The sequence below is a fragment of the Intrasporangium sp. genome, from assembly GCF_036566125.1.
Taxonomy (GTDB): Bacteria; Actinomycetota; Actinomycetes; order Actinomycetales; family Dermatophilaceae; genus Intrasporangium.
The window spans coordinates 1-2215 of record NZ_DATCWX010000359.1; the positions used below are offsets into that span (position 1 = coordinate 1).

At 70.4% G+C, this 2215-nt stretch carries 3 protein-coding genes and 1 pseudogene; 3 read left to right on the plus strand and 1 reads right to left on the minus strand.

Annotation, left to right across the window (positions count from 1 at the left end; translation table 11 throughout):
- The coding region (locus VIR15_RS21125) for a hydantoinase B/oxoprolinase family protein (protein ID WP_331931472.1) at window positions 1–508 on the plus strand (508 nt) is incomplete at its 5' end.
- Between the two features lie 4 nt (window positions 509–512).
- Window positions 513–1349: an NmrA family NAD(P)-binding protein gene (locus tag VIR15_RS21130; protein ID WP_331931474.1), complete on the plus strand. Its 837-nt coding sequence runs from the start codon at window positions 513–515 to the stop codon at window positions 1347–1349.
- A 7-nt stretch (window positions 1350–1356) separates the two neighbouring features.
- Here the strand turns inward: VIR15_RS21130 and VIR15_RS21135 are convergent, their stop codons facing one another.
- Complete coding sequence (locus VIR15_RS21135) at window positions 1357–1824, minus strand: MarR family winged helix-turn-helix transcriptional regulator (RefSeq protein WP_331931476.1); 468 nt, start codon at window positions 1822–1824, stop codon at window positions 1357–1359.
- 57 nt (window positions 1825–1881) lie between these two features.
- On the opposite strand from VIR15_RS21135, the pseudogene VIR15_RS21140 reads away from it, so the two are divergent.
- Window positions 1882–2215, plus strand: a pseudogene (locus tag VIR15_RS21140) (MMPL family transporter); the annotation flags it as partial.

Sequence of the window (2215 nt, forward strand, 5' to 3'; positions counted from 1 at the left end):
CTATCGCGGTGGGCTGGGCTACGAGAAGCACCTCCGGATGCTGCGCGACGCGAACTTCATGTCGATCGCCGACCGGTCGATCCTGGCGTGCTGGGGCGTCAAGGGCGGACGCGCCGGGCGGGCCTTCGAGGTGACGATCGACGTCGGCGGCCCCACCGAGAGGGTCGTCGACGCGCTGGCGAACGCCGAGCCGGTGCTGGCCGGTCAGGTCATCCGGATCCGCACGACCGGCGGTGGTGGCTGGGGCGATCCGCTCGAGCGACCGTACGACGAGGTCGAGCGTGACCTGCGCTGGGGCAAGGTGTCCTTCGAGGGGGCACGCTCGGACTACGGCGTCGTTGCCACGGGCACCAAGGACGAGCCGGCCATCGATGTGGAGGCCTCGGACGCTCTGCGCGCGTCGCTTCGGGCCGAGCGTGATGCGCAGCCGCAGCCGTTCTTCGACCGCGGACCGGGCTATGCCCGTCTGGCAGCGGGCGCCGGGGCCGCGGAGGTCGACTGGGTATGACCGGGTGACTGGGGTCCTCGTCATCGGCGCGGCCGGCAAGACCGGTCGCGCCGTGACGCGCGCCCTGCTCGCTCGGGGAGTCCGCGTGCGCGCTGCCGTTCGTCCCGGCTCGCAAGGGATGCCGTATGCCGCTGAGCTCGCTTCCCCAGTCACGGTGGAGCTCACGACGGGGCTGGGTCTGGGCGAGGCCATGGTCGGCGTCGACGCGGTCTACCACCTCGCTCCGAACTTCCATCCCGACGAGGTGGGGATTGCGACCCGCGTCGTCGAGTCCGCTCGCGCTGCAGGCGTTTCCCGCTTCGTCTTCCACTCCGTGCTGCACCCGGAAGATGCGTCGATGCCGCACCACGTGCGAAAGGCGGAGGCCGAGAAGGTCATCCGCACTCGACTCAGCACGGCGACGGTGCTGCGCCCAGCGGCATACGGCCAGAATCTCCTTGACGCGGCGCTCGTGGGGCGAATGGCGGTGCCGTACTCGATCGACGCGCCATTCACCAATGTCGACCTCGACGATGTGGCCGAGGTCGCCGCGCTGATTCTCACCGGGGCGGGCCATGCCGGCGCCACCTACGAGCTGTGCGGACCCGAGTCGCTGAGTGTCCGGGAGCAGGCGAGGATCGCGAGCGAGGTGCTCGGTCATCCCGTCGACGTGTCGCGGATCTCCTTGGAGGAGTGGGCGGCCGGGCCCGGGTCTGCAATGTCGGAGCAGGCGCGCGAGGACCTGCTGGCGATGTTCCGCGGTTACGACCGCGACGGGCTCAGCGGGGACGCAACGGACCTCGAGCGACTGCTCGGCCGTCCCGCCACCCCGTGGCGCGTCACCCTGGGACGCGCCGCCTAGAGGTCGCCTACAGGAGCTCTCGCATCGCGTCCACCGCTCCCGTGAGGTATCGCTCGACGACCTCTCGGTCCGTGTCGCTCAGCGACTGGTCGAGGGCGGCCAGGGACTGGAACATCGGCCGCAGCCAGCCAATGACCTCGGCGCGTCCGGAGTCGGTGACAACGACGACGGTCCGGCGACCGTCGTCGGGGTGCGCGCGCCGCTCCGCGTGACCATGGGCAACGAGGCGGTCGACGACTCCGGATGAGGCGGCGGAGGTCACCCGGAGCCGGCGGGCGAGCTCGACCGGCCCTATCGGCTCGGCAGACAGGTGCCTGAGCGCATGCAGCTCCGTGATCGACATGCCGGCCCGCCGGGCCACCACCTCAGGGAGCGCCTCCGCGACATCGATCAGCTCCTGGAGCACCTCGAGCGTGCGGGCCGGGCGCCAAGCGGGTACCGCCTGCTGCATCGCTGTCGATGGGCTGTTTCCCATTTCACTAACCAACTTAGTAAGATCCTTACCGACTTCTTTGATCGTACTGGAGGACCCATGTCTCGCCTTGCCGATCGTCTCACTGCACGCTGGTGGGCCGGCCTCTTCGCCACCATCGCCCTCCTGGCGTCTGGAGCCATCATCGGGGTCGTGGGCGACGCCGAGCGCAGTCCGTCGCCGACGGCCACCTTGGCGGTTGGATCGGACAGCGCCGCGGCGGTGGAGCTTCGTGAGCGGCTGCCCCGTTCGGACGACTCCTCGGCGGTCGTCCTCTTCAGCCGTGACTCCGACCCCCTGACCGAGAGCGACCGCGCCGTCATTGCGGAGCGGGCGGCGCAGCTGCCGGGCGCGACCGGGATGCCACCGGTTCCCAGCGAGGACGGTACGGCGG

Bases quoted from the DNA above. Each gene is read 5' to 3' on its own strand.
- VIR15_RS21135 (WP_331931476.1), bottom strand. From the start codon at position 1,824: ATGGGAAACAGCCCATCGACAGCGATGCAGCAGGCGGTACCCGCTTGG.